We start from the raw sequence: 18154 nt of genomic DNA on the forward strand, positions 1-18154 counted from the left end.
CGCTCACAGGGCTGGGCGCTGGCGACGGTCGACCCGCAAGGCGGCTGGGCTGACCGATGACGAGATCGTCAGGGCCTGAGGGCTCGGCTGGATACTCGGCCCTGACGACGAAGGTCGTGGCGGCGCCGGGGTCGGCCGCTTCCGCGTCGCTACATGTGGTCCAGGCGCCTGAACACCCGATCATGCACCTCCCAGGTGGCCGCCGATGATTCGTTCCGCTCGTCGTGGGTTCGGCCTTTCATGATTCCCTCCCCGAAGCTGGTGGCCATGCCGTCGTGCAGATGAGGGTCAGAGACGTAGATGCCCTTGGTGTTGTTGTCCCATTCGATCGTGAGCGTGAGCTGCTCCCCGACGACGGTGCCCGTGACGTGGTCACATCGGACGTTCCCGGAGTGCTCTGCGGTCCCCCAGACTTGCAGGTCGCGGCTGTCGGGGGCACCACGAGCACTCCCCTGGACTGCACCGCTGGAACGTCAGGACCAGTCGGGGCCATGGCGGGACCGGCGGATGCCGACCAATCCCGCCATGGCCCGACTTGGTCGCGTCGGGTCAGGCGCCCACGTAGGTGGCGAGGTGCTCGCCGGTGAGGGTGGACCGCTTGGCGACGAGGTCGGCGGGGGTGCCCTCGAAGACGATCCGGCCGCCGTCGTGGCCCGCGCCGGGGCCGAGGTCGATGATCCAGTCGGCGTGCGCCATGACCGCCTGGTGGTGCTCGATGACGATGACCGACTTGCCGGCGTCGACGAGGCGGTCGAGCAGGGCGAGCAGCTGCTCGACGTCGGCGAGGTGCAGGCCGGTGGTCGGCTCGTCGAGGACGTAGACGCCGCCCTTCTCGGCCATGTGGGTGGCCAACTTGAGGCGCTGCCGTTCGCCGCCGGAGAGCGTGGTGAGCGGCTGGCCGAGGCTGAGGTAGCCCAGGCCCACGTCGGCGAGGCGGGACAGGATCGTGTGGGCCGCCGGGATGCGTGCCTCGCCGGAGCCGAAGAACTCCTCCGCCTCGGCGACGGACATGGCGAGGACCTCGGCGATGTTGCGGCCGCCCAGCGTGTATTCGAGTACGGCTGCCTGGAACCGTTTGCCTCCGCACTCCTCGCAGGTGGTCTCGACGGTCGCCATGACGCCCAGGTCGGTGTAGATGACGCCGGCGCCGTTGCAGGTGGGGCAGGCGCCCTCGGAGTTGGCGCTGAACAGTGCGGGTTTGACGCCGTTGGCCTTCGCGAAGGCCTTGCGGATCGGGTCGAGCAGGCCGGTGTACGTCGCGGGGTTGCTGCGTCGTGAGCCGCGGATGGCGCCCTGGTCGATCACGACCACGCCGTCGCGGCCGGCGACGGAGCCGTGGATCAGTGAACTCTTGCCGGAGCCGGCGACGCCGGTGATGACGCAGAGCACGCCGAGTGGGATGTCGACGTCGACGTCGCGCAGGTTGTGTTTGCTGGCGCCGCGGACCTGCAGGGCGTCGGTGGGTGTGCGTACGGTCTTCTTGAGGGTGGCGCGGTCGTCGAGGTGTCGGCCGGTGACGGTGCCGCTCCCCCGCAGTTGCTCGACGGTGCCTTCGAAGCAGACGGTGCCGCCCTGGGTGCCGGCTGCGGGGCCGAGGTCGACGACGTGGTCGGCGATGGTGATCGTCTCGGGTTTGTGTTCGACGACGAGGACGGTGTTGCCCTTGTCACGCAGTTGCAGGAGCAGGTTGTTCATTCGTGCGATGTCGTGTGGGTGCAGGCCGATGGTGGGCTCGTCGAAGACGTAGGTGACGTCGGTGAGGGACGAGCCGAGGTGGCGGATCATCTTGGTGCGTTGTGCCTCTCCCCCGGAGAGGGTGCCTGACGGGCGGTCGAGTGAGAGGTAGCCGAGGCCGATCTCCTCGAAGCTGTCGAAAAGGTGTCGCAGCCCCTTGAGCAGGGGCGCGACGGACGGTTCGTCGAGGTCGCGTACCCAGGCGGCCAGGTCGCTGATCTGCATGGCGCAGAGGTCGGCGATGCTCTTGCCCTTGATCTTCGACGAGCGTGCTTCGGGGCTGAGGCGGGTGCCGTCGCAGTCGGGGCAGGTCTGGAAGGTGACGGCGCGCTCGACGAAGGCCCGGATGTGGGGCTGTAGGGCGTCGATGTCCTTGGCGAGGAAGGACTTCTGGATCTGCGGGATGAGGCCGGCGTACGTCAGGTTGATGCCGTCGATCTTGATTTTGGTGGGTTCCCGGTGGAGCAGGTCGTGCAGTTCCTTCTTGGTGAACTTGTTGATGGGCTTGTCGGGGTCGAAGTAGCCGCAGCCGCGGAAGATGCGGCCGTACCAGCCGTCCATGCTGTAGCCGGGGATGGTGAGTGCGCCCTCGTTGAGTGACTTGGTGGCGTCGTAGAGGGCGGTCAGGTCGATGTCGTTGACGGTGCCCATGCCCTCGCAGCGGGGGCACATGCCGCCGAGGCGGTGGAAGGTGGCCTTCTCGGCCTTGGTCTTGTCGCCGCGTTCGACGGTGATCGCGCCGGTGGCTGTCACGGTGGGGATGTTAAAGGAGTACGCGTTGGGTGAGCCGATGTGGGGGTGGCCGAGTCGGCTGAACAGGATGCGCAGCATGGCGTTGGCGTCGGTGGCGGTGCCGACGGTGGAGCGTGGGTTGGCGCCCATCCGTTCCTGGTCGACGATGATCGCCGTGGTCAGTCCTTCGAGCAGGTCGACTTCGGGTCGGGTGAGGGATGGCATGAAGCCCTGCAGGAAGGCGCTGTAGGTTTCGTTGATCATTCGTTGTGACTCGGCGGCGATGGTGCCGAACACCAGTGAGCTCTTGCCTGAGCCGGAGACGCCGGTGAAGACGGTGAGTCGGCGCTTGGGGATCTCGACGCTGACGTCCTTGAGGTTGTTCACGCGGGCGCCCTGTACGCGGATCAGGTCGTGGCTGTCGGCGACGTGTGGGGCGGATGCCTGGGTGTGTGTCCTCGTGGCCGTGCTCATGGGGTCTCCATCTGTTGCGCGGGGGCCGTCTTGGCGGTCTCCGTCGGGCGTCTTCCTGGCTGGTGTCTGTCGTGGGCGGCTCAGCGCAGTTCGTTGATGCGGATCAGGTTGCCCGTGGGGTCGCGGAAGGCGCAGTCGCGCACGCCGTACGGCTGCTCGGTCGGTTCCTGGACGACGTCGGCGCCGCTGGCCTGGAGCCGGTCGAAGAGGCCGTCGAGGTCGTCGGTGGCCAGGGTGATGGCGCCGTAGCTGCCCTTGGCGATGAGTTCGAGGATGGTCTGGCGCTCGGCGTCGGTGATGCCGGGGTCGGCGGCCGGCGGGTGCAGGACGATGGCGGTGCCGGGCTGGTTGGGCGGGCCGACGGTGAGCCAGCGCATGCCGTCGTATCCGACGTCGTTGCGGACCTCGAAGCCGAGGGTGTCGCGGTAGAAGGTCAGGGCGGCGTCGGCGTCGGTGTGCGGGAGGAAGGCGTTGTGGATGGTGAGGTTCATGCTGACGAGGCTAGTTGCGGCTGGGTGGGCCGTGCTTCTCGATTCCTGATCGGTCTGGTCACCTGTCTGGTGATGCACGAGGGCATCTCCCCGGTGGCGTGGGCGGTGCGGGCGCGGTAGGTGCTCGGTGGGACTCCGACGAGTTCGGTGAAGCGGGTGCTGAAGGTGCCCAGGGAGGAGCAGCCGACCGCGAAGCAGACTTCGGTGACGGTGAGGTCGCCGCGGCGCAGCAGGGCCATGGCGCGTTCGATGCGTCGGGTCATGAGATAGGCGTACGGTGATTCGCCGTAGGCGAGGCGGAACTGGCGGCTGAGGTGTCCGGCGGACATGTTCGCGCCCCGGGCGAGGGCCTCGACGTCGAGGGGTTTGGCGTACTCGCGGTCGATGCGGTCGCGTACGCGGCGCAGCCGCGCGAGGTCGCGCAGGTGCTGGGCTGCGGCGGAGGTGCTGGTCACGTGCAGGATCGTGCCATGCCGTGCCGGTGTTGCCCAGGAGGTTCGCGGTCTGTCGGCGCGGTTGGTGTGGCGGGTGCGGGCGGGCGTCTGTCGGGTGGTGCCCGGGGGTGTCGGTAGTTCTGTTGCGGCGATTGTCGGGCTGCGGCGGGCTCGGGTCGGGTGCCGCTCCCCCGGGCGGATGGGGGTCATGCCGGGTTGAGGGCGCGGTGCAGGCGTCGGGCCTCGGTGACGAGGCGGCTCGATCCGCCTCGGCGGGCGACGTCGGCCAGGCCGGGCACGTCGATGCGGATGCCGGTGGTGGTGGCCGTCTCGGCGGCCAGGCTCAGCAGGTCGGGCAGGCCGCGTGGGGGTTGGGGTGCGGCGAGGAGCGCCGGTAGCGCGGCGGCGGTCAGTTGCCACACGGTCAGCGGGGCGCCGGCGAGGGCGGCGTCGCGCAGCGGTTCGAGTGCTCTGGGCAGCTTGACCAGTTGGGCGGCGACCAGGTGGCCCAGGTGGTGGCCCGTCGCGGTGGCGTCGAGCTGCCCGGCTGCGGCGAGCGCGAGCAGGGCGTCGAGGGTGGCGACGCGGTCGGTGCCGTGGCGGGCGCCGAGGCCGTAGGCCAGGGCGAGGTCGAGGGCGGCCCCGCCGGGGCCGGTGCTGTCGGCGAGCAGGGGCAGGATGGTCGCGCCGTCGCGTTGGTCCATGTCGGCGGTGGCGGCCACGGTCGGCAGGGCGTACGCGGCGACGACGGCCCGGTGCCCGGGCAGGATCGACGGCCACAGGTTCATCCAGTTGGACTGTTCCGTGCTGATGGGTGCGGGGTCGGCGGTCAGCAGCCCGTACGGGTCGGCGTGTCCGTCGGGTGGGCGCAGCTCGACCATGACGCGCTTGGCGGGCAGTTGGTCGTGCTCCCAGTCGTAGCCGTTCTTGCGGGGCCGTCGGGTGACGGTGGTGACCCGCGTGAGTGGTTGCGGTAGTCCGCCGGTGCGTAGCCAGGTGGCGAGCCGCTCTCCTGCCGGGGTGCCGAGTGCGGCGGCCTTGTCGGCCACGGTGTCGTCGGTGTCGTGAGGCAGGCGCAGCAGTGCCTGGGTGAGGTCCCAGTGCCAGGGTGTGTGGTCGCCGAGCGCGGTGAGGCGTTCCAGCAGGGTGAGCGGGTCGAGGGTGCCGTTGGCGTGGGTGGGGGTGGCGGGGTGTCCTGGCTGCTGGTTGGTCAGAGGCCGCCGGCGACGCGGAGGACGGTGCCGGTGGTGTAGGTGGCGTCGGGGCCGAGGAGCCAGGCGATGGCGCCGGCGACCTCGTCGGGTTCGCCGGGGCGGCCCAGTGGGATGCGGCCGGCGGCCCGGTCGGGTCGGTCGGGTTGGCCGGAGAGGGCGTGGATGTCGGTGCGGATGATGCCGGGGGCGACGGCGTTGACGCGGATGCCGCGGGGGGCGAGTTCCTTGGCCAGGCCGGTGGTGAGGGTGTCGGTGGCGGCTTTCACGGCGGCGTAGTGGATGTATTCGCCGGGGCTGCCGAGGGTGGCGGCGACGGAGGAGACGTTGACGATGGCGCCGCCGTGGCTCATGCGGCGGGCGGCCTGCTGGGCGCAGAGGACGTAGCCGATGAGGTTGACGTCGACGACGTGGCGCAGGTCGGCCGGGTCGAGGTCGACGAAGGCGCCGATGGGGCTGGTGACGCCGGCGTTGTTGACCAGGCCGGTGATGGGGCCGAGGTCGGTGGCGGCGTCGAACAGGGCGGTGACCTGGTCGGGGTCGCGGGTGTCGGCGGGGACGGCGAGGCCGCGTACGCCGGTGGCGTGGATGTCGGCGAGCACGGCGGTGGCGGCGGTGCGGTCGCGTCGGTAGCTGAAGGCGACGTGGTGTCCGGCGTGGGCGAGGCGGCGGGCGGTGGCGGCGCCGATGCCGCGACTGCCGCCGGTGATGACGGTGACCGGGTTCATGGTGTCGGCCTTCCTGCTGCGTGACGGGCTGACGTTACCGGGGCGGGAATCGCATACGCTTCGCCCCACTGGTGGTCGACGGCGGAGGTGCAGGGTGGCGGGTGTGGGTGTCGGGGACGTGGTGCAGGATTTCGAGTTGCCCGACGAGACGGGTACGCCGCGGCGGCTGTCGGAGTTCCTGGCCACCGGGCCGGTGGTGTTGTTCTTCTACCCGGCGGCGATGACCCGGGGCTGTACGGCGGAGAGTTGCCACTTCCGGGATCTGGCGGCGGAGTTCGCGGCGGTGGGTGCGGTGCGGGTGGGCGTCAGCCGGGACCCGGTGGCGAAGCAGGCGGAGTTCTCCCGGCGGCACGGGTTCGACTATCCGCTGCTGTCGGACGTCGACGGTGCGGTGGCGGAGCAGTTCGGGGTGCGGCGGCGGCTGCCGTTGGGCGCGTTGAGCACGCGGCGGATGACGTTCGTGATCGGCACCGACCGGCGGATCATCGAGGTGGTCCACAGTGAGCTGAACATGAACGACCACGCGGACGCGGCGTTGCGGGCGCTGGGGGGTTGATCTTCCGGTTGTCGGGCCGGGCTGGTATCAAGGCAGGCAGCTGAACAGGTGTTCGAGGGGAAGAGGTTGCTGATGGGTGCGGCTGGCCAGGGTTTGTCCACTGAAGAGGTGCAGAGCATCCGGGAGGCGCTGGCGGCGGGCCGCAAGCCGAAGGTGGTGTTCACCGCCTCGGCCGGTCAGATCGCCGGGCAGACGGGTCAGGTGGTGGAGCTGACCGACCCGGCGGTCTCCGACGAGTTCGTGGTGGTTCGGTTCGGGCGCGACGAGTTGCCCTTCTCCCCCGCCGACGTGGCGGTGGCGCCGCGGGGTGCGGGGCGCAAGGCGGCCGAGCCGGAGCCGGATCCCGAGCCGCAGGTGGAGGTGGCGTCGGCGGAGCCGGAGTTCGTGTTGGACCGGCCGCGGGTGCCGGCGCCACGGGAGGAGTCGAAGGTGGAGACGGCGGACGTGAAGCCGGCGGCCGCGCCGGCGCGCAAGGCGGTGAAGGCGGTGAAGGCGAAGGGCCCGGCGGGGCTGACGGTGACGCTGTCGTACGCCGACGGCGAGTGGACGGTGGCGGCGCAGCAGGGCAGCAAGTCGTTGGCGAAGCCGTACGTGGTGAAGCCGGCGGAGGCGCTGCGGATGGTGGCGCTGGTGGACGTGCCGGGCGTGCACGAGGCGGTGGAGCAGATCATGGCCGCGGAGCGGGCCGAGGCGGAGCAGCAGGCGGAGAAGCTGCGCGCCGAGCTGGCGGAGATCGAGGCGCGCCTGGCGGAGCTGCGCGAGGCGCACTGACACCGACGGTCGGCGCGGCGGGTGGCGAGATGCCATCCGCCGCGCCGACCGTCGGGTCTCCTGGCCGGGCTGTTGTCGCCGCTGTGGATCAGCCGGTCGGGCGCGAACGCACCCCCGCTAACCTGCCGTTCGTGGTTGGGCGGTCAGAAGCCCGTGGCGCAGCTGCGTGTTCGCGCATCCGTCATGGCGCAAACGGGTCCCAGTGGGTGGCATAGCGGAGCAGGGACAGTGCCAGGTCGGGGTGCGCGGCTGCCCACTGCGTGTCGAAGAGGAACAGTTGCTCGTAGCCGAAGAAGTCGTCGATGTAGCGGGCGGCCTGGGCGAGGTGCTCATCCACCGCGACGTGGGCCTGCGGTGGTGGCTCCGGCAGTTTCCATTGCAGGATCTGCTCGTGGCTGGGTGCGGTCCACTTTCCGAAGATCGACAAGTCGCGTCGTTCGAGGCAGGCGTAACGGGCGATGGCAGGGCCGATGCTGTCGTCGTCGGGTCCGACGAGAGAGCGCAGCAAATCGGCGTCGAAGCGTTCCGGGGACATGGGATCGTCGATACCGCGTAGGTGGTTGGCGAGTTGGGGCAGGTTGACGCCGGGGAAGACGGTCGTTTCCCGCTGGTCCAGGTTCGTGCTGTTGTGGTGGGTGTGCTGCCAGGTGATGCGGACCGCGTAGACGGAATCCGGCACGGGGCCGGGTGGGCCGACAACGCGGAGCGCCACGTCAGGGGTGAAGGTTGCGCCGGGCGCGGCGGCGCCGGACGGCAGTGGCCAGGTGTCGTTGACGAGGTACGCGAGCCGGTCGGGGTGGGCGGCGATCGCCCCGTCCTCGAGGAAGTAGTAGGCCAGATCCACCTCGTCGTCGTTGGTACGCACCCGCAGCCCTCGCTCGTCGAGGCGTATCGGGTCGTCAGATTCGATCCATAGGTGTTCGTCCAGGAGTTCGCGCAGCTCGTCGAGGGTCTGTGGGCAGGGCAGGCGGTGTTCCTCGACCGCCTCGAAGATCGAGTCGAAACCGTAGGCGCCACCGCCGATCTCGGCGTGGAGAAGCGCTTCGGGATTCTCGTGCTGCCAGGCGCGCTGGAACCAGCCGAGCACCGTCTTTTCTGGCAGGTGGAAAACCAGCTTGCTGAACGGAGAATTCACGCGCGACCGCTCCACGACATACACGTGAGGAGCCTAGGTGCGCGTGTGGAGCTCGCATACGCCCTGATGCGCAGCCCGCTGAGCCCTGCACCATGTCATCGGGTACGCGTCGCCTGCCGGCTGCTCACCGAGGCACCGGTACGCCCCTACCGTGCTCGCCGTGGCCGGCGCGATCGTGCGTGCTCCCCTCGGCTGCGAGCGCCGGTGACAGGAGAGCCACGGGGCGGACGCGGAAGGGAGTGCGCGTCCGCCCCGTGGCTCGGGCGGATGGCGGCGGCGGGGCCCGCGGCCACCCGGCGGGAGCGGGTCAGTGGCGCGGGATGTGGGCCACCCCGATGCGCTTGCGGAACACCCAGTACGTCCAGCCCTGGTAGGCCAGCACGATCGGGGTGAACACCACCGCCACCCAGGTCATGATCTTCAGGGTGTAGGGGGTGGAGGCGGCGTTGGTGGCGGTCAGGGTGCCGGCCGCGTCGAGCGTGGAGGGCAGCACGTTCGGGAACAGCGCGGCGAACAGCGTCGCCACGGCCAGCGCGATCGCCACGGCGGTGCCGGTGAACGCCCAGCCTTCCCGGCGTACCCGGGCGGCGGCGAGACCGCCGAGCAGGGCGAGGGCCGCGCCGACGGCGAACACGACGGCCGCGGTGCTGGAGCGGATGGTCAGCGTCCAGGTCAGGAACGCCACCGCGAGGACGGCGGCGGCGACGCCCAGGCGCACCGCGAGCGCGCCGGCGCGCTCGCGGACGTCGCCGACGGTCTTGAGGGCGATGAACACGGCGCCGTGGGTGAGGAACAGGGCGGCGGTGGTCGCGCCGCCGAGCAGGGCGTACGGGTTGAGCAGGTCGAGCAGGCCGCCGACGTACTCGTGTTCGGCGTCGAGCGGCACGCCGCGCAGGATGTTGGCGAACGCGACGCCCCACAGCACCGCCGGCACGAGCGAGCCGACGAAGATGGCGGTGTCCCAGCGGCGTTTCCAGGAGGCCTCGGGGCGCTTGTGGCGGTATTCGAAGGCGACGCCGCGGATGATCAGGGCGAGCAGGATCAGCAGCAGCGGCAGGTAGAAGCCGGAGAACAGGGTGGCGTACCACTCGGGGAACGCGGCGAACATGGCGCCGCCGGCGGTGATGAGCCAGACCTCGTTGCCGTCCCAGACGGGTCCGATGGTGTTGATCAGGACGCGGCGTTCCCGGTCGTCGCGGCCGAGTACGGGCAGCAGCATGCCGACGCCGAAGTCGAAGCCCTCGAGGATGAAGTACCCGGTGAACAGGACCGCGACGAGCAGGAACCAGATGGTGGTGAGTTCCACGGTGTGTCTCCGGTGTTCAGTAGGCGAACGCGAGCGGGCGTTCGGCGTCGTCGTGGGTGTCGTCGATGTCGGGGTCGGGGGTGAGGTCGGGTACGCCGGCCTTGGCGTAGCGCAGCAGCAGTTTGACCTCGACGACGGCGAGGGCGGCGTAGATGAGGGTGAAGGCGGTGAACGAGGTGAGGACCTCGGTCAGTGAGACGCTGCGGGACACGCCGTCGCGGGTGAGCATCTCGCCGAAGACGATCCATGGTTGGCGGCCCATCTCGGTGAAGATCCAGCCGAAGGAGTTCGCCGCGAGGGGCAGCAGGGGCATGATCAGTCCGGCGCGCAGCAGCCACTTGCTGGTGGGGGTGCGGCCCTTGCGCTGGCTCCAGAGCACGAGCAGGGCGATGGCGGCGGCGGCCATTCCGAAGCCGATCATGAAGCGGAAGCTCCAGTAGGTGACCGGGATGATCGGGGTGTAGCTGCCGGCGCCGTACTGGGCGGCGTACTGGGCCTGGAGGTCGTTGATGCCGTGCACGGTGCCGTTGGGGTCGCCGGTGCCCAGCCAGGACAGCAGGTACGGGATCTTGAGGGCGAACACCTCGCGGCTGCCGTCGAGGCTGCCGACGGTCAGTACGGAGAACGAGGCGGGGCTCTCGGTGGTGTAGAGGCCCTCGGCGGCGGCCATCTTCATGGGCTGCACCTCGGTCATGATCTTGCCCTGGATGTCGCCGGTGAAGGCGACGGCGGCGGCGGAGACGAGGGTGACCCAGGAGCCGAACTTGGCGGCGAAGCGGTATGCGGGGGTGTCGGCGGAGTCGCGGTTGCGTACCAGGTGCCACATGGCGACGGCGACCAGGAGGGAGCCGGCGACGAGGAACGCGCCGGCGATGGTGTGCGGGAATGTGATCATGGCGACCTTGTTGGTCAGGACGGCCACGAAGTCGGTGAGTTCGGCGCGGCCGGTCTCGGGGTTGATCCGGTAGCCGACCGGGTTCTGCATGAACGAGTTCGCCGCGAGGATGAAGTACGCGCTGAGGTTGGTGCCGATCGCGGCGGCCCAGATGCTGGCCAGGTGCAGCCGCTTGGGCAGCCGGTCCCAGCCGAAGATCCACAGGCCGATGAAGGTCGACTCCAGGAAGAACGCGACGAGCGCCTCGATCGCGAGGGGGGCGCCGAAGATGTCGCCGACGAAGCGGGAGTAGTCGCTCCAGTTCATGCCGAACTGGAACTCCTGCACGATGCCGGTCACCACGCCCATGGCGAAGTTGATGAGGAAGAGCTTGCCGTAGAACTTGGTGAGCTTGAGGTACTTCTCGTCGCCGGTGCGGTGCCACATCGTCTGGAGGATCGCCACCAGCACGGACAGGCCGATGGTCAGCGGCACGAAGAGAAAGTGGTAGACGGTGGTGACACCGAACTGCCAGCGGGCGACGTCCAACGCGTCCACCAGTAACCCCCAGGCTGTGCATACTACGAGACGTAGTAGATACTACTTCGCGTCGTAGACGAATCGGCAGGGGCGGGGGTCCCGAAGCGACCCGGGACCAATGACCCTGATCACCTCTGCCGGAGGGCCCCGGCGCTGCGCGCCCCGCGCCACGCGGGGTGGCCCGCGCGTGCGACCATGCGCGCTGATGGACACCACTCGCCCGACCTGGCAGCCGCCGCTGATCTGGCGTGCCGCGCAACTGCTCGCCCGCGGCATCGTCGCGCTCCTGGCCCGCCTCGAGGTCAGCGGCGACGTGCCCGAGGCGCTACGCCGGGGCCCGCTGATCCTGGCCGCCAACCACATCAGCCCCTTCGACCCCGTCGTGCTCGCCGCCGCCTGCCGCGCCCGGGGCGTCGCTCCCCGGTTCATGGCCACCGGCGGGCTGTTCCGCGCCCCCGTCATCGGCGCCGCGATGCGCCGCGCCGGGCACCTGCGCGTCGACCGGGGCACCGCCGCCGTCGGCCGCGCCCTCGACGACGCCGCCGCGGCGGTCGCCGGCGGATCCGTGGTCCTGGTCTACCCGGAGGGCCGCATCGGCCTGGACCCCGGCATGTGGCCCGAACGCGGCAAGACCGGCACCGCCCGCCTCGCCCTGGCCTGCGGCGCGCCGGTGATCCCGGTGGCCCAGTGGGGCTCCCACGAGGTGCTGCCCTACCGCGCCCCGAAGGGCCTGCTGCGCGGGATCGCCCGTTCCCTGGTGCGCCGTCCTGTCGTGCGGGTGCACTTCGGCGACCCCGTGGACCTCGCCGACCTGACGCCGGCAGCCCCGGGCGCCGCCCTGCGCGCCACCGACCGGATCATCGACGCCATCACCGATTCGCTGGTGCCGTTGCGGCCCGACGAGCCCGACAGGCCCCGCCACGTCGACCCGGGTCGCCCGATCGACACCAGCCGCTCCCAGCGCTCCGGAAGGACCTGATCCCGGCGTGGGCACAATGGCGAGGTGCTCCGCCTGCGCCTGCCGCTGCTCGTCCTCGCCCTGCTCGTCCTCGTCTGCGCAGGCGGGTACGCCGTCCTGCGCTCGGCGTACCACGACGAGAAGGACCGCCGGGATCTCAGCGACCTGACCCGCTCCTCCCCCTGGCCTCCCGACGACCTGCTGGTCCCCGACGACCTGCCCCGCTCCGGCACCCTCGGCTGGCTGGACCGGCTCGGTCTCGACATCGCCTACGGCCTGCGCACCCGCGACGGCCGTACGGTGCCCGTGGTGTGGCAGCAGCACCACCCAGCCCCCGACGGGTCCCTGGCCGACGGGGTCGACTGCGACGTCCGGACGATCTACGTCTGCACCGACGCCGGCGACGGTCTCACCCTCGTCGTGACCCGGGACACCGACAACAGCGACCCCGCCACCGCGCTGTACCTCTTCGGCGCTGACCAGGTGCTCAGCGTCAGCGTGCAGGGTCCGGATCCGGTGACCGTCGACGACCTGCGTGCTCCGCTCACTCGCACCCACCACCCCTCCGACGACGAGCTGCTCGCCCTGCTGCGCAGACCCGGCTACCAGACGGACTGGAGCTGACCCGGTCCGGCAGCCGGCCGGTCACCCGCCGGCCACCGGGCACCGGCATACTCCCCGCGTGACCCACGCCTACCTCGACGGGCCCGCACCGCTGGCGTTCGCCCACCGGGGCGGCGCCGCCGAGGGCGACGAGAACACCGCGGCGGCGTTCGCCCGTGCGATCAGCCTCGGCTACCGGTACGTCGAGACCGACGTGCACGGCACCGCCGACGGGATCGCGGTGGTCTTCCACGACGCCACGCTGACCCGGGTCACGGGCGAGCCGGGGCGCATCGCCGACCTGCGCTGGGCCGACCTGGCCTCGGTACGCGTCGGCGGCGCCGCCGTCGTCCCCCGCCTCGACGAGGTCCTCGACGCCTGGCCGCACGTGCGGTTCAACATCGACGTCAAGGCCGACGGCGGCGTCGAGCCGACCGTGGCCACCGTCGCGCGCGTCAGGGCCGGCGACCGGGTGCTGCTGGCCTCGTTCAGCGACGCCCGGCTCACCCGGCTGCGGGCCCTCACGCAGGGGCGCGTCGCCACCGGCCTCGGCATGCGCGGGGTGGCCCGGCTGCGGATGGCGTCGCTGACCGGCCGGGCGTTGCGGCTGCCGCCGTCGGTGGTCGCCGCGCAGGTGCCGGTGCGCTACGGGCGGGTGCCCGTGGTGGACCGGCGGTTCCTGCGCCACGCCCACCGACTCGGCCTGCACGTGCATGTCTGGACGATCGACGAACCTGCCGAGATGCACGAGTTACTCGACCTCGGGGTGGATGGCATCATGACCGATCACGTCGGCGTGTTGCGCGACGTGTATCACAGCCGCGGCCACTGGGCCGCCTGAACCGTTCGAAGGACCCCGATGGCCGAGACCGTCACCCCCGCGGTGGACGACGCCCCCGCCCCGGCGAGCACCCGCCGCGAACGCAGCGGCTGGTACTTCTACGACTGGGCGATGTCCGCCTTCTCCACCACCGTCATCACGGTGTTCCTCGGCCCGTTCCTGACCACCGTCACGGAACTCGCCGCCGGCTGCGAACTGGGTGCCGACACCTGCAACGGCTACGTCTACCCGCTGGGCATCAAGGTCGCCGCCGGCTCGTACTTCCCGTACCTGGTGTCGCTGTCGGTGTTCCTCACCGTGTTCGCGTTGCCGGTCGTCGGCGCGATCGCCGACCGGTCGGCGCACAAGAAGCGGCTGCTCGCCGCCGCCGCCTTCGTCGGCGCCGGCGCGACCGTCGGCATGCTCTTCGTCACCGGCGACCGGTACCTGCTCGGCGGGGCGCTGTTCATGGTCGCCAACATCGCCTTCGGCGCCGGCGTCGTGGTCTACAACTCGTTCCTGCCGCAGCTCGGCGGCCCCGACGACCGCGACGGCATCTCCAGCCGCGGCTGGGCGCTGGGCTACCTGGGCGGCGGCCTGCTGCTGGCGCTCAACCTCGTCGCCGTCAGCATGCTCGGCGAGGAGGGCAACCACCAGCGCACCCTCGACCTGGCCCGCTGGTCGATCGTGTCCGCCGGCGTGTGGTGGGCCGTGTTCACCCTGATCCCGCTGCGCTGGCTGCGCGAGCACCCCACCGCCGCCGCGCTGTCCGGCGGCAACCCGGTCACCGACGGCTTCCGGCAGCTCGGCCGCACCCTGCGCGAGATCAAGGCGTACCCGCTGACGCTGTTCTTTCTGCTCGCGTTCCTGGTCTACAACGACGGCATCCAGACCGTCATCGCCCTGGCCAGCCAGTACGGCACCGAGGAGCTGAAGCTCGGGCAGAGCACCCTGATCGTCACCATCCTGCTGGTGCAGTTCCTCGCCTTCGGCGGCGCCCTGCTGCTCGGTGCCCTCGCCAAGCGCATCGGCGCCTGGAAGACCGTGCTGATCAGCCTGGTGCTGTGGACCGGGGTGATCCTCGGCGCGTTCCGGCTGCCCGCCGAGGCTCCGCTGCCGTTCATGGTCCTCGGCGCCGCCATCGGCCTCGTGCTCGGCGGCAGCCAGGCGCTGAGCCGGTCGCTGTTCAGCCAGCTCATCCCCGCCGGCAAGGAGGGCGAGTACTACGGCTTCTACGAGATCAGTGACAAGGGCACCAGCTGGCTCGGCCCGCTGGCCTTCGGCATCGTGTTCCAGCTCACCAACTCCTACCGGGTGGGTCTGGTCTCCCTGCTGATCTTCTTCGTCGTCGGGTTCCTGCTGCTGCTGGCCGTGCCGATGCGCCGGGCGATCGTCGCCGCCGGCAACACCCCACCACGGGTGCTCTGAGGCGCGCGCGTCCGCACCCGCCAGATCGGGCGGCGTCGATCGGCTAGGCTGCCCGTCCGTGACCGACCACGCCGCCACCCCGACCTGTCTGGCGCGCCCGCCGCTGGGCCCCGACGACTCCCCCACCGGGTGCGCCGCGGCGCGCGGGGTGGACGGGCGGCCACTGCACGCGGCGGCGTTGAAGTTCTTCTGGGGACCGATGGACTGCGGCAAGTCCACGATGGCGTTGCAGATGAACCACAACCACGCCCGGCAGGGCCGCCGCGGCCTGGTCACCACCCGCATCGACCGTTCGCTCGGCCCGCAGGTCACCACCCGCATCGGCCTGGCGCACGAGGCCGTCGAGGTCACCGACGAGCTGGACCTGCGTACGCTGGTGCGCGACACGTGGGCCGAGGGCGACCGGGTCGACTACCTGATCTGCGACGAGGCGTCGTTCTACAACCTGGAGCACATCGAACAGATGGCCGAGCTGGTCGACAGCTACGACGTCGACGTGTACGCGTTCGGGCTGGCCACCGACTTCCGCTCGTGCCTGTTCCCGGCCGCGCAGCGGCTGTTCGAGCTGGCCGACGAGGTGGCGCGCATCCAGGTCGAGGTGCTCTGCTGGTGCGGCCGGGAAGGACTGCTCAACGCCCGGGTCGTCGACGGTCGGGTGGTCCGCGAAGGACTGCAGGTCGTCATCGGCGACACCGTGGACAACGCCGAGGTGCGCTACCAGGTGCTCTGCCGCCGCCACTACCGCGCGGGCGAACTCGGCCCCCGCCGCTGAGGAGTCAGTACGGGTCGCCGCACACCCGCCAGTCGCCGTCCTCGCGGACGACCGACAGTGTGCGTTCCTCGGTGAGGCCACTGTCGCGGGTCAGCCGCACCGTCACCGTCCCGCGCGGGCGGCCACCCCGGGTCGCCACCGACACGTCGACGATCTCGTAACCGTCGACCACCGGCGGGGTGCGCAGCCAACTGGTGAACCCGATCGGGCTCCACCGGCTGCGCGTGTCGGCGCAGAGCCGGTCGTACGCGCCGTCGGTGTCGCCGGCCGCCACCGACCGCAGGAACCCGTCGGCGGTCTCCCGCACCGGGCCGCTGGCCTGCGTGACCACCTGCACGTTCCACGCGCCCAGCCCGGCCACCCCCACGCAGCACAGCAGCACGGCCACGCCCGCGAACACCAACCCGGTACGCACCGGGCGGCCCCGTCGGGCCGGCCGGCTCCACGGCTGCTCAGCACCCATCCGTCGACCGTAGAGAACCGGTGGGCCCGCCCGCAGGAAAGTCGGCCCCGCCGCCGTGTCGCGTACGCCCGCGGCGTGCGGTCACGGCTCGATGAGCCCGGCCCGGATGGCGTAGCGGGTCAGCTCCAGCCGGTCCTTGAGGCCGAGCTTCTGCAGCAGGTTGGCCCGGTGCCGCTCGACGGTCTTGACGCTGATGAACAGCAGCCGGGCGATCTCCTTGGAGGAGTGGCCCTCGGCGACGAGCTTGAGGATCTCCTCCTCCCGTTCGGTGATGGCCCGCGCGGGCAGGCTCTCGCCGCGGGCGCTGCGTTCCAGGTAGGTGCGGATGAGGGCGTTGATGGCACCGGGATAGAGGAACGGCTCGTCGCGTACGGCGGCGCGGCAGGCCTCCACCAGGTCACGGTCGGCGACGGACTTGAGCACGTAGCCGTTGGCGCCGGCCTTGAGCGCCTCGAAGAAGTACTGCTCGTTGTCGTACATCGTCAGGATGAGGATGCGCAGACCCGGTTGCTGCCGGGACAGCTCCCGCGCGGCCTGCAGGCCGGTCAGTCGCGGCATGGCGATGTCGAGGATGGCCAGGTCGGGGCGCTCGGTCTCGGCCAGGGCGATGGCCTCCGCGCCGTCGCCGGCCTCGGCCACGACGCTGAGGTCCGGTTCGCTGTCGAGGATGAGGCGCACGCCCCGGCGCACCAGGGCGTGGTCGTCGGCGAGCAGGATGCGGGTGGTCACGGTCGGGCCTCCCGGTTGCCGAGCGGCACCCGCAGCCGCACCTCGGTGCCGCCGCCCGGGCCGGGCGCCACGCTGAGCTGGGCGCCGATGAGCAGGGCCCGTTCGCGCATGCCGCGTACGCCGGCGCCCTCGGCGGCGTCGCCGATGCCCCGGCCGTCGTCCCGGATGCGCAGTTGCACGTGGCCCGGCTGGCGGGCCAGGGACAGCTCGACGGTGGTGGCGCGGGCGTGCCGGACGGTGTTGGTGAGCGCCTCCTGCGCCACCCGGTAGAGCACCAGTTCGGCTTCGCCGTCGAGGGCCGGTAGGTCCGCGTCGAGGTGCTGGCGCACGGTCAGGTCCGTGTGCCCCGTGACCTCCGTGACGAGCGCCTTCAGGGCGCTGGTCAGGCCGAGTTCCTCCAGCACGCCGGGGCGCAGCCGCCGCGCGATACGGCGGATCTCGTCGAGGCTGTCGCGGGTGGTCTCCTGCACCTGGGCGAGTTGGGCGCGCACCGGTTCGGGCGCGTGCCGGGCGACCTGTTTGAGTTCGAGCAGGACCGCGGTCAGGGTCTGGCCGACCTCGTCGTGCAGTTCCTGGGCCACCCGTCGACGCTCGGCCTCCTGGGCGGACAGGGCGCTGGCGGCGCTGGCGGCCCGTTCCGCCTCCAGCCGGTCGATCATGGCGTTGAAGGCGCGGATCAGGTCGGCGATGCCGGCCTGCCCGGCCGGGACGGGGCGGGGTTCGGGCTGGAGCAGGTCGATCGTGGTCATGGCCCGGGTCAGCCGGTGCAGCGGGGCGAGGCCCACCCGCAGCAGGGCGGCGTTGGCGACCAGCATCGCGGCGAGGCCCACGGTCAGGACGACGGCCTCGGTCAGCAGCACGGGGGTGGAGACCGTGACCGGACCGAGCAGCAGCAGCGTGGCGGCGACGAGCACGGCGGCGTTGAGCAGGAAGATCCGCCAGAACAGCGACACGGCGGCGCCTCCCCTCCCGAACCGTCTCCGACGCCGCCCGGCGCCGGCGCTCGCCGGCGGGTTGGAACGCGGCGGGCTCGCACGCCCCGCGGCGGTGATCACCCTCATCATGGTCAGCCTGTCGGCCGGGACGCGTGCTGTAAATGCGTGCTCGCACCCATTATCCGTGGTGGTCGGCGGGGCCGGCGAGCGGTTCGCGACGGCAGCGGCGGCAAATGGGTGTCAGCCCCGATGTCGACCCGCACCACACGGATGACCATGAACGCGAGCCCGGGCCGGAGCCGCCGCGGGCTCCGCTGCGTCGTGCCCGGCTCCACCTGCCGCCGCCCTCGTGCGGCCGTCGCCCGCCCCATCGTGCCGAACCCGGGAGGACCCCGTGCACCGTCATCTGTTGGCGATCGAACCCACGCCACCGGAGGTCGTCACGGACTCCCGCGCGCAG

18 protein-coding genes are annotated in these 18154 nt (G+C 71.2%); 7 read left to right on the plus strand and 11 right to left on the minus strand.

What is annotated here, in order from left to right:
* Window positions 1-549: 549 nt before the first annotated feature.
* The 5 genes from ACGFIG_RS27530 to ACGFIG_RS27550 form a co-directional block, all read right to left on the minus strand.
* Window positions 550-2940, minus strand: coding sequence for an ATP-binding cassette domain-containing protein (locus tag ACGFIG_RS27530; RefSeq protein ID WP_393007709.1), 2391 nt, complete (start codon window positions 2938-2940; stop codon window positions 550-552).
* A gap of 80 nt (window positions 2941-3020) precedes the next feature.
* A complete protein-coding gene (locus tag ACGFIG_RS27535; RefSeq protein WP_393007711.1) occupies window positions 3021-3431 on the minus strand; it encodes a VOC family protein in 411 nt (136 codons plus the stop codon).
* On the minus strand, window positions 3428-3886 hold the full coding sequence (locus tag ACGFIG_RS27540) for a helix-turn-helix transcriptional regulator (protein ID WP_393007713.1): 459 nt from the start codon (window positions 3884-3886) through the stop codon (window positions 3428-3430). Before ACGFIG_RS27540 ends, ACGFIG_RS27535 begins: the two co-directional genes overlap by 4 nt.
* 185 nt (window positions 3887-4071) lie before the next feature.
* Window positions 4072-4914, minus strand: a complete 843-nt coding sequence (locus tag ACGFIG_RS27545) for a hypothetical protein (RefSeq protein ID WP_393007715.1) — start codon at window positions 4912-4914, stop codon at window positions 4072-4074.
* Window positions 4915-5075: 161 nt separating this feature from the next.
* Window positions 5076-5804 carry an SDR family oxidoreductase gene (locus ACGFIG_RS27550; RefSeq protein WP_393007717.1) on the minus strand — a complete coding sequence of 243 codons (729 nt, stop codon included), beginning with the start codon at window positions 5802-5804 and terminating at the stop codon, window positions 5076-5078.
* Window positions 5805-5898: 94 nt separating this feature from the next.
* Between ACGFIG_RS27550 and ACGFIG_RS27555 the strand changes: the two genes are divergently transcribed.
* Together ACGFIG_RS27555 and ACGFIG_RS27560 are read left to right on the plus strand one after the other, a co-directional pair.
* Window positions 5899-6360 carry a peroxiredoxin gene (locus ACGFIG_RS27555; RefSeq protein ID WP_393007719.1) on the plus strand — a complete coding sequence of 154 codons (462 nt, stop codon included), beginning with the start codon at window positions 5899-5901 and terminating at the stop codon, window positions 6358-6360.
* A 72-nt stretch (window positions 6361-6432) separates the two neighbouring features.
* Window positions 6433-7131, plus strand: a complete 699-nt coding sequence (locus tag ACGFIG_RS27560) for a hypothetical protein (RefSeq protein ID WP_393007721.1) — start codon at window positions 6433-6435, stop codon at window positions 7129-7131.
* A gap of 181 nt (window positions 7132-7312) precedes the next feature.
* Here the strand turns inward: ACGFIG_RS27560 and ACGFIG_RS27565 are convergent, their stop codons facing one another.
* The 3 genes from ACGFIG_RS27565 to ACGFIG_RS27575 form a co-directional block, all read right to left on the minus strand.
* Window positions 7313-8290, minus strand: a complete 978-nt coding sequence (locus ACGFIG_RS27565) for a hypothetical protein (RefSeq protein WP_393007723.1) — start codon at window positions 8288-8290, stop codon at window positions 7313-7315.
* A gap of 283 nt (window positions 8291-8573) precedes the next feature.
* Window positions 8574-9572, minus strand: a complete 999-nt coding sequence (gene cydB, locus ACGFIG_RS27570; protein ID WP_393007725.1) for a cytochrome d ubiquinol oxidase subunit II — start codon at window positions 9570-9572, stop codon at window positions 8574-8576.
* Window positions 9573-9588: 16 nt separating this feature from the next.
* Window positions 9589-11004 carry a cytochrome ubiquinol oxidase subunit I gene (locus tag ACGFIG_RS27575; protein ID WP_393007727.1) on the minus strand — a complete coding sequence of 472 codons (1416 nt, stop codon included), beginning with the start codon at window positions 11002-11004 and terminating at the stop codon, window positions 9589-9591.
* 187 nt (window positions 11005-11191) lie between these two features.
* Between ACGFIG_RS27575 and ACGFIG_RS27580 the strand changes: the two genes are divergently transcribed.
* From ACGFIG_RS27580 to ACGFIG_RS27600, 5 genes are read left to right on the plus strand one after another with little or no spacing between them, the layout of a single operon-like run.
* Complete coding sequence (locus tag ACGFIG_RS27580; protein WP_393007729.1) at window positions 11192-11965, plus strand: lysophospholipid acyltransferase family protein; 774 nt, start codon at window positions 11192-11194, stop codon at window positions 11963-11965.
* Window positions 11966-11989: 24 nt separating this feature from the next.
* Complete coding sequence (locus ACGFIG_RS27585; protein WP_393007731.1) at window positions 11990-12568, plus strand: hypothetical protein; 579 nt, start codon at window positions 11990-11992, stop codon at window positions 12566-12568.
* A gap of 58 nt (window positions 12569-12626) precedes the next feature.
* Entirely contained in the window at window positions 12627-13388 is a 762-nt protein-coding gene (locus ACGFIG_RS27590; protein WP_393007732.1) for a glycerophosphodiester phosphodiesterase, read from the plus strand.
* An 18-nt stretch (window positions 13389-13406) separates the two neighbouring features.
* Window positions 13407-14795: an MFS transporter gene (locus ACGFIG_RS27595; protein WP_393007734.1), complete on the plus strand. Its 1389-nt coding sequence runs from the start codon at window positions 13407-13409 to the stop codon at window positions 14793-14795.
* A gap of 58 nt (window positions 14796-14853) precedes the next feature.
* A complete protein-coding gene (locus ACGFIG_RS27600; protein ID WP_393007736.1) occupies window positions 14854-15567 on the plus strand; it encodes a thymidine kinase in 714 nt (237 codons plus the stop codon).
* Window positions 15568-15571: 4 nt separating this feature from the next.
* On the opposite strand, the gene ACGFIG_RS27605 is transcribed toward ACGFIG_RS27600, so the two are convergent.
* The 3 genes from ACGFIG_RS27605 to ACGFIG_RS27615 all read right to left on the minus strand — a co-directional run bounded on the left by ACGFIG_RS27605 (window position 15572) and on the right by ACGFIG_RS27615 (window position 17712).
* The gene (locus ACGFIG_RS27605; RefSeq protein WP_393007738.1) at window positions 15572-16030 is read right to left on the minus strand and encodes a hypothetical protein; all 459 of its coding nucleotides are present in this window, start codon (window positions 16028-16030) and stop codon (window positions 15572-15574) included.
* Window positions 16031-16111: 81 nt separating this feature from the next.
* Window positions 16112-16759, minus strand: coding sequence for a response regulator (locus tag ACGFIG_RS27610; RefSeq protein ID WP_393007740.1), 648 nt, complete (start codon window positions 16757-16759; stop codon window positions 16112-16114).
* Entirely contained in the window at window positions 16756-17712 is a 957-nt protein-coding gene (locus tag ACGFIG_RS27615) for a HAMP domain-containing sensor histidine kinase (protein WP_393007742.1), read from the minus strand. The genes ACGFIG_RS27610 and ACGFIG_RS27615 overlap by 4 nt, the downstream gene beginning before the upstream one ends.
* Between the last annotated feature and the right edge of the window lie 442 nt (window positions 17713-18154).

Origin of the sequence: Micromonospora sp. NPDC049048, assembly GCF_043197615.1 — a bacterium.
GTDB lineage: Bacteria > Actinomycetota > Actinomycetes > Mycobacteriales > Micromonosporaceae > Micromonospora.